Source organism: Candidatus Methylomirabilota bacterium (assembly GCA_036002485.1).
In the GTDB taxonomy this organism is placed as follows: Bacteria; Methylomirabilota; Methylomirabilia; order Rokubacteriales; family CSP1-6; genus AR37.
The window spans coordinates 25867-34480 of sequence record DASYTI010000241.1 but is presented as its reverse complement, the minus strand read 5'-3'; the positions used below and the strand labels follow the sequence as shown (position 1 = coordinate 34480).

The 8614-nt window shown below is 67.3% G+C and carries 6 protein-coding genes and 3 tRNA genes; 1 reads left to right on the top strand and 8 read right to left on the bottom strand.

Annotated elements, in window-relative coordinates; all coding sequences use genetic code 11:
• From VGT00_21000 to VGT00_20980, 5 genes are all read right to left on the bottom strand, one after another.
• The coding region (locus tag VGT00_21000) for an enoyl-CoA hydratase/isomerase family protein (GenBank protein HEV8533908.1) at positions 1-603 on the bottom strand (603 nt) is incomplete at its 3' end.
• 66 nt (positions 604-669) lie between these two features.
• Entirely contained in the window at positions 670-1428 is a 759-nt protein-coding gene (locus tag VGT00_20995) for an enoyl-CoA hydratase-related protein (protein ID HEV8533907.1), read from the bottom strand.
• Positions 1425-2405 carry an NADPH:quinone oxidoreductase family protein gene (locus VGT00_20990; protein ID HEV8533906.1) on the bottom strand — a complete coding sequence of 327 codons (981 nt, stop codon included), beginning with the start codon at positions 2403-2405 and terminating at the stop codon, positions 1425-1427. Before VGT00_20990 ends, VGT00_20995 begins: the two co-directional genes overlap by 4 nt.
• A 193-nt stretch (positions 2406-2598) precedes the next feature.
• Positions 2599-2675, bottom strand: a tRNA-Arg gene (locus tag VGT00_20985).
• A 4-nt stretch (positions 2676-2679) separates the two neighbouring features.
• A tRNA-Ser gene (locus tag VGT00_20980) sits at positions 2680-2773 on the bottom strand.
• Between the two features lie 110 nt (positions 2774-2883).
• On the opposite strand from VGT00_20980, the gene VGT00_20975 reads away from it, so the two are divergent.
• Positions 2884-4617 carry an ABC transporter ATP-binding protein/permease gene (locus VGT00_20975; GenBank protein HEV8533905.1) on the top strand — a complete coding sequence of 578 codons (1734 nt, stop codon included), beginning with the start codon at positions 2884-2886 and terminating at the stop codon, positions 4615-4617.
• Positions 4618-4624: 7 nt separating this feature from the next.
• Here the strand turns inward: VGT00_20975 and VGT00_20970 are convergent.
• From VGT00_20970 to gyrA, 3 genes are all read right to left on the bottom strand, one after another.
• Positions 4625-4714 (bottom strand) — tRNA-Ser (locus VGT00_20970).
• A gap of 7 nt (positions 4715-4721) precedes the next feature.
• Entirely contained in the window at positions 4722-6014 is a 1293-nt protein-coding gene (serS, locus tag VGT00_20965; GenBank protein ID HEV8533904.1) for a serine--tRNA ligase, read from the bottom strand.
• Positions 6015-6162: 148 nt separating this feature from the next.
• Positions 6163-8607, bottom strand: a complete 2445-nt coding sequence (gene gyrA, locus VGT00_20960) for a DNA gyrase subunit A (protein ID HEV8533903.1) — start codon at positions 8605-8607, stop codon at positions 6163-6165.
• Positions 8608-8614: the final 7 nt, after the last annotated feature.

Genomic DNA, 8614 nt, shown 5'->3' with positions numbered 1-8614 from the left:
GGCCTGGGCCTCCGCCCGCACGCGATCGGCGGGGTACACGGCGAGGACGAGCCCGAGGCGCTCCATCTCCCCCGCGTCGATCTCGCGGCCGGTGCAGATGAGCTCGAGGGCGCGCGCTCGGCCGACGATCTCGGGGAGCCGCACCGGCCCGCCCGCTCCGGGGAAGCCCCCCCACAGCGCCTCCGGCAGCCTGAACGTCGCGTGGGCGGCGGCCAGCCGTATGTCGCACGCCAGGGCCAGCTCCGCCGCGCCCGCTCGCGCGGCGCCGTTGAATGCCGCGATGACGACCTGGGGAAGCGCTTCGATGGCATCGTAGAGCCGGTTGGCGATACGGACGAGGTCGAGGATCTGCTCCTTCGTGTAGCTGGCCCGCACGGCCGGGTTCAGGATGCCCATCGAGAAGAACTCTGAACCGCTTCCCGTCACGACCACGGCCTGGATCTCGTCGTCATCGCGGAGATCGTCGGCGATACCCTGCATCGTCAGGAGAACCTCGCGGGTGAGCCGGTTCTGGTCGCCCGGACGATCGAAGGTTAGCGTGAGGACGCGCGCATCGCGCTCCATGCGCACATCGGGCGCTGACGGCGGGGTCCCCGGGGTCATGATGCGCGTATGCTAGCACTCGCCACCGTCCCGGTGCACCAGTCGTGGCGCCAGACGGGCCGCCGGTCACTCGTAGCGGGGCGGGCGCTTCTCCCGAAACGCGGCGACACCCTCGGTGAACTCCGCGCTGGCCCGCACCTGGTCGCCGAGCTCCTGGTCGAGGGCCTCGCGTGAGCGCGCGTGATCGGCGATCGTCGCGCTGATCTGCTGCTTCACCGCCTGCACCGCGGATGGGCTGTTGGCCGCGATGGCCTCCGCGGTCTCGAGCGCCCACGCCGTGAGGTCGGGGGCAGGCACGACGCGGTTGACGAGCCCCAGGCGCACCGCCTCGCCCGCATCCACGAGCCGACCGGTGAGCAGGAGATCCATCGCGTGGACGTGCCCGATCTGCTGGATCAGCTTGACGGTGGCGCCGCCGAACGGATAGATCGACCAGCGCACCTCGGGAAGGCCGAACCGCGCGTGGGGCGCGGCGGCCCGGATATCCGTGGAGAGGAGGAGCTCCAGCCCGCCGCCCACGCAGTCGCCGTTGACCGCGGCCACGATCGGCTTCGAGTACGCGTCGGTCTTCAGGAGCGCGTGGCTGACGATCTTCGCGGTCTCCGCGCTGGCCGAGAGATCGCCGCTGACGTCGGCCCCGGCGCAGAAGGCGCGGTCGCCCGCTCCCGTCAGCACGATGCAGCGGCAGTCGCCCCGCCCGAGCTCGTCCCACACCCGCCCAAGCTCCGCCATCATCGGCCTGGTCATAGCGTTGAGGCGCCGCTGGTTGTCGATGGTCACCATCACGATGTGCCGCCCGTGCTGCTCCACGCGGATCTCCATCATCGCGGCTCCACCACCACCACGACCTTGCCGTGGGCCTTGCGGTCCGTGAGCAGCCGGATCGCCTCCACGCTCTGCTCGAGGGGCAGACGGTGCGTGACGAGCGGCCGGAGCTTGCCCTCGCCGTACCACTGCACGAGCTCCTCGACGGACCGGCGGAGCTTGTCCGGCGCGTGCCAGCGGAAGTACCGCAACGAGGATCCGAGCGCGGCGCGATGCTTCACGAGGAGCCGGTTCGCGGGGATCTGCGGCACGCCGGCCACGAAGCCAATGAGGAGGATGCGGCCGCCCCACCCGAGCGACGATAGGGCGGAGTCGAAGAGATCTCCGCCGACGGGATCGAAGCACACGTCGGCGCCCTTGCCGTCCGTCAGCGCCATCACGCGGTCCGTGAGCTTTTCCTCAACATAATTGACGCCGTCATCCGCCCCGCGCTCTTGGGCCACCGCGAGCTTCTCGGCCGTGCTGGCCGCGGCAATCACGCGCGCGCCCATGGCCTTGCCGATCTCGACGGCGGTGAGCCCCACGCCTCCCGCCGCTCCCAGCACCAGGAGCGTCTCGCCCAGCTCGAGCCGGGCCTGCCAGCGGAGGGCGACGTGGCTCGAGATGTATGCGACAGGAAAGGCGCCGGCCTCCTCGAAGCTCATGCGGTCGGGAATGGCGAAGGTTTCCGCCTCGGGAGCGGCCGCGAGCTCGGCGAGGCCGCCGTGGGCCAGGATCGCCATCACGCGGTCGCCCGGCCTGAAGCGTGTCACTCGGTCTCCGCAGGCGGCGACAATCCCCGCCGCCTCGAGGCCGGGGCTGAACGGCAGCGGCGGCTTCGTCTGGTAACGCCCGGCCACCATGATGGCATCGGCGTAGTTGATCCCCGCCGCCCTGACCGCGATGACCACCTCACCGTCGGCAGGAATGGGCGGCGGCGCGTCGCCGAGCTGGAGACCCTCGACCGCTCCCCACGCGCGACAGAGCACGGCGCGCATCGATCAGCCGTGCCTCATGAGGGCAGACGTCGCGTCCACGCCGGTCCGTTCGGAGGTCGAGGTCCGCGGTGAAGAGCGTGCTGGTCGAGCCATGTTTTCTCGCGTGGGCACGGTGCCGAGCACGAACTCGTGACAGAACGCGGAGAGTGAGGGCCTCGCATCCGCCCTCACTCTCCGCAACCCACTGAAAAAATGGTGCGCCCTAGAGGAGTCGAACCTCTGGCCTTCGGATTCGTAGTCCGACGCTCTATCCAACTGAGCTAAGGGCGCATTCTGGCGGAGAGGCCGGGATTCGAACCCGGGACAGAGGTTTTGCCCCTGTAACCGCTTAGCAGGCGGCTGCCTTCGGCCGACTCGGCCACCTCTCCAAACAGTCAAGCCTACCGAGTATAAGGCATTCCCATCGCAGCGACTACCCAGAAGCTGGATGGTCGGCCATACTGGGCGCATGAACCCACAAACTGCCGAGAGCCGGCCGATGACGAACCTTCGCCAATTCCTTCGCGACATGTGGAGCCTGGCCAAGCCCTACTGGTCCTCGGAGGATCGATGGGCGGCCTGGGGGCTCCTCGGCGTCGTGGTGGCCATGAATCTCGGGCTTGTCTACATCGACGTGCTCATCAACCGCTGGAGCAATGTTTTCTACAACTCCCTCCAGGACAAGAACTACGACGTCTTCCTCCAGCAGCTGTTCCGTTTCACCTGGCTGGCCGCCGCCTACATCGTGGTGGCCGTCTACCAGCTCTACCTGAACCAGATGCTGCAGATCCGGTGGCGCCGCTGGCTCACCGATCGCTATCTGAACGCCTGGCTCGCCGATCGCGCGTACTACCGCATGCAGCTCCTGGCCGGCGAGACCGACAATCCGGACCAGCGCATCGCGGAAGACGTGCGGCTCTTCGTCACACGGACGCTCACCCTGGGGCTGCAATTCCTCAGAGCCGCCACCACCCTGGTCTCCTTCGTGGGCATCCTCTGGTTCCTCTCGGGCCCCATGACCCTGCCGTGGCTCGGCTGGACGGTGCCGGGCTACATGGTCTGGACCGCGCTCTTGTACGCCATCGTGGGCACCTGGCTCACGGAAAAGGTCGGCCGCCGCCTCGTCCGGCTCGACTTCGAGCAGCAGCGCTACGAAGCCGACTTCCGCTTCGCCCTCGTGCGCTTCCGCGAGAACACCGAGGGGGTGGCCCTCTACCGGGGCGAGCCCGACGAGCTCCAGAATTTCCGCCAGCGCTTCGCCCATGTCGTGACGAACTGGTGGAGCATCATGGGCCTGCAGAAGCGGCTGACGGGATTCACGGTGGGATTCGCTCAGATCGCCATCATCTTTCCCTTCGTGGTCGCGGGGCCTCGCTTCTTTCGCGGCGAGATCGCCCTCGGCGGCCTCGTCCAGACGGCCCAGGCCTTCGGCAAAGTCCAGGAGGCGCTGAGCGTGGTGGTAGACCCCCAGCTCTATCCGCAGGTCGCCGAGTGGCGGGCCGTGGTGAGCCGGCTCATTGGATTCGAGGCGGCCATGATCCGAGTGCGACCGAACCCGGCCGTGGAGGGCATCCATCGCGCGGAGAGTGGCGGCAGCCTCTCGCTCGAAGGCGTGGACCTGCATCTTCCCGGCGGGCAGCCCCTCCTGCAGGGCGCGCAGGAAAACATCTCGAGCGGCGAGAATGTCCTGGTCACGGGACCCACGGGCTCGGGCAAGAGCACGCTCTTCCGGGCCATCGCCGGCATCTGGCCTTTCGGCCGCGGGCGGATCACCGTGCCTGCCGATGCGCGCGTTCTCTTCCTGCCCCAGAAGCCTTACTTGCCCATCGGGACGCTGCGCGATGTCGTGAGCTATCCTGTGCCGGCCGACGGGATCCTCGATACCACCCTGCGAGAAGCTCTCGAGGCCGTGGGCTTGGCGAAGATGGGCGAGCGTCTCGACGAGAACGGAAACTGGGCGCTCCAGCTATCGCCGGGGGAACAGCAGCGCATCGCCTTCGCCCGCGCCCTCGTCCAGAAGCCGGACTGGCTCTTTCTCGACGAGGCGACTTCGGCGGTGGATGAGAGGACGGAGGCGCGGCTCTACGCGCTCCTGCGTGAGCGGCTCGCGCGGACGACCGTGATCAGCATCGGCCATCGTCCAACCCTCGAGGCCTTCCACAAGAGACGGCTTGTCGTACGGCCGCATGCCGACCGTGCCGCCTCGCTCGAGGAGGCGACGCGCACGGCCTAAGGGAATTTGGCGGAGGGGGAGGGATTCGAACCCCCGACCCCTTGCGAGGTTCCGGTTTTCAAGACCGGCGCCTTCAACCAGACTCGGCCACCCCTCCGCGCAATTCAGCGGGCAGGCCCGATCAGCTCGAGCCCGTCCATATATGGTTGCAGGGCCGGCGGGACGGTCACGGTGCCGTCGGCCTCTTGATAGTTCTCGAGCACCGCGATCACCGTCCGTCCGACGGCCAGGCCCGAGCCATTCAGCGTATGGGCGAACTCCGGGCGCCCCCCGCTCTCCGGGCGATAGCGAATGTCCGCCCGGCGGCCGCCGAAATCCGCATAGGTCGAACACGAGGAGATCTCGGTGTATCTCCCGATGGCGGGGCGCCACACTTCGATGTCGTAACCCTTGGCGGTGCTGAAGCCCAGATCGCCCACGCACCGCTCGACCACCCGGTACGGCAGCTCGAGCCGCCGCAAGACCTCCTCGGCATTCGCCACCATCGCCTCCAGCTCTTCGTAGGCCTGACCCGCCGTCGTGATCTTCACCATCTCGACCTTGTCGAACTGGTGCTGGCGGTAGATCCCCTTCATGTCCTTCCCATACGTCCCCGCCTCGCGCCGGTAGCACGGCGTGAAGGCCGTATAGCGCCGGGGCAGTGTCCGCTCGTCCAGGACCTCCCCGCCGTGGAGCGCCGTCAGCGACACTTCGGCGGTGGGAATGAGGTAGAGCGTGCGGTTCTCGTCCGCCTCCAGCGTCTTGAAGAGCCCCTCTTCGAACTTCGGGAGCTGGCCGGTCCGCAGCATGGTCTCCCCGCTCACCAGGTGCGGCAGCCAGAGCTCGGTGTACCCGTGCTCACGCGTATGCAGGTCGAGCATGAACTGGGCCAGGGCCCGCTCGAGGCGCGCCAGGGGCCCCCAGAGGACGGCGAAGCGCGACTTGGCGATCTTGGTCGCGCGCTCGATATCGAGCAGGCCCAGCGCCTCGCCCACTTCCTCGTGCGGCTTGGCCTCGAACGGGAAGGTTCGAGGCGTGCCCCACCGCCGGACCTCGACATTGTCGGCATCCGTGGTCCCGGGCGGGACGGACGGATGGGGCAGGTTCGGCACCTGCACGAGGAGCTCTTCGATCGCCACGTCCACAGCCTTCAGCTCGGCGTCGAGGGTCTTGATGCGATCGCTGACCTCGCGCATCCGGGTCTGCTCGGCGCCCGCGTCCTCGCCGCGCCGCTTCGCCTGCCCGATCGCCTCCGAGGCCTTGTTGCGGAGGGCCTTGAGCTCCTCGCTCTCCCGGATCAGGCGCCGGCGCTCGGCGTCACGCGCAGCGATCTCCTTGATGAGCTCGGCGCCGCCCTTCTGCGCGAGGGCGCGCTCGATCTCCTCCGGTCGCTCACGGATCAGCCTGATGTCAAGCACCGCGCGTTTCCTTCCTTCCCCCTCACCCTGCCCTCTCCCCCAAGGGGGGAGAGGGATCAGAGGAGAACGTCGCTTCTTCACTCAAGAGGCATGTCAGAAACAAAAGAGGCCGCCCGCAGGCGGCCTCATGTCCCCCACCGGGGTCACGCTATGACGAGGGCGCTCCTGCCGGCTCGGCCTCGGCCTCGACCCGGGCGAGGCTGCCCACCCGATCGTCGGCGTCCAGGTCGATCACCCGCACCCCCATGGTATTACGCCCCTGGCTCGTGATGTCGCCCCCGTGGATACGGATCATCTTGCCCTTGGTCGTGACCACGAGGATATCGTCGGTCTCGCGGATCTGGAGCATCCCGACCACGGAGCCGTTCCGTCCCTCGGTCTTGATGTCGATGATGCCCTTGCCCGCGCGGCCCTGGAGGCGGTACTCTTCGAGCGGCGTGCGCTTGCCATAGCCGCGCTCGGTGATCGTGAAGACGCTGACCCCCTCCTGAACCACCTCGGCGGCGATGACCTGATCGCCCTCGTCCACCTCGATGCCGCGGACGCCGCCGGCCGTGCGACCCATGGGCCGCACGTCTTCCTCGGGGAAGCGGATGATCATGCCTTGCTTGGTCGAGAGCAGCACCTCGCGCTGGCCGTCCGTGCGGCGAGCGGCCATGACCTCGTCGCCGTCATCGAGCGAGATGGCGAGGATCCCGCCCGCCCGCGGGTGCGAGAAGGCTGACAGCTCCGTCTTCTTGACCGTGCCCCGCTTGGTGGACAAGAGAACATAGCCGCCCGACTCGAAGTCCCGCACGGGCACGCAGGTGGCGACCATCTCACCGTCGGCCAGCGAGAGCACGTTGACCATGGCCTTGCCCTTGGCCTGGCGTCCGCCCTCGGGGATCTCGTGCACCTTGAGCCAGTGGACCTTACCCTTGTTGGTGAAGAAGAGGAGGAAAGAATGGGTCGAGGCGACGAAGAGGTCCTCGACGATGTCCTCCTCCTTGGTCTCCATCCCCGTGACGCCCTTGCCGCCGCGCTTCTGGCTGCGGTAGGCCTCCACGTGCGTCCGCTTGATGTAGCCGGAGCGCGTGATCGTCACCACCATATCGTCGTCCGCCATCAGGTCTTCGATGGTGAGATCCTGCGTTTCGCCAACAATCTCCGTACGCCGTTCGTCCCCGAATTCGTTCTTGAGCGCGATGAGCTCGTCCTTGATGATGCCCATCAGCCGCTGCTCGGAGGCCAGGATGTCTTTGAGGTCGGTGATCAAGGCCAGGGTCTGCTCGTGCTCTTCGACGATCTTGTGTCGCTCCAGCTGGGTCAGCCGCTGCAGCCGCATGTCGAGGATGTGCCGGGCCTGGATCTCCGAGAGCCCGAGGCGGCGAATCAAGGCTTCCTTGGCGGCGGCGGGATCCTCGGCCTGGCGGATGAGCCGGATCACGAGATCGAGCTGATCGACTGCCTTGCGCAGGCCCTCGAGGATGTGCGCCTTCTCCTCGGCCCGCGCGAGGTCGTACTGGGTGCGGCGCGTGACCACTTCGCGTCGGAAGCCGATGAACTCGGTGAGCATCTGCTTGAGCGTGACGACTTGCGGCCGCCGTCCGACCAGCGCGAGCATGATGATGCCGAAAGTGGTCTGCATCTGGGTGTGCTTGTAAAGCTGGTTGATGATGATCTCCGGGATCTCTCCGCGGCCGAGCTCCAGCACGATCCGGATGCCCTCGCGGCTCGACTCGTCGCGCCGCTCCGAGATCCCCTCGATCTTCTTGTCGCGGATCAGCTCGCCGATCTTCTCGATCAGCGTCGCCTTGTTGACCTGGTACGGCAGCTCCGTGACGATGATCGCCTCGCGGCCACCCCGAAGGCTCTCCTTGTGAACCTTGGCCCGTAGCGTGATGATGCCCCGCCCCGTCGTATAGGCTTCGCGGATACCCGTCCGGCCGTAGATGAAGCCTCGCGTCGGGAAGTCCGGGCCGGGAATCACCTTTATCAGATCGTCCACGGTGGCGTCCGGATTCTCGATCAGCATGATGAGCCCGTCCACCACCTCCGTGAGGTTGTGGGGCGGGATGTTGGTGGCCATGCCGACGGCGATCCCCGATGAACCGTTGACGAGGAGGTTCGGGATCCGCGTGGGCAGGACGACCGGCTCCTGCTCGTTCTCGTCATAATTCGGAACGAAGTCGACGGTGTCCTTGTCGATGTCCGCCAGCATCTCGTGGGCGATCTTGGCCAGGCGCGCTTCCGTGTATCGCATGGCCGCCGCGGGGTCGCCGTCGATCGAGCCGAAATTCCCCTGCCCGTCCACGAGCGGATAGCGGAGCGAGAACTCCTGCACCATGCGCACGAGCGCCTCGTAGATGGGGGCATCGCCGTGCGGATGGTACTTGCCCATGCAGTCGCCCACGATGCGCGCGGACTTCTTGTAGGGCCGATTCCAGGCCACCCCGATCACGTTCATGGTGTAGAGCACGCGGCGATGCACGGGCTTCAGGCCGTCGCGGATATCCGGCAGCGCCCGTCCGACGATGACGGACATGGCGTAGTCGAGATACGACTTCCGCATCTCCTCTTCGATCGGGACGGGGGTCTGGCGCTCGGGGGACATGGAAGCG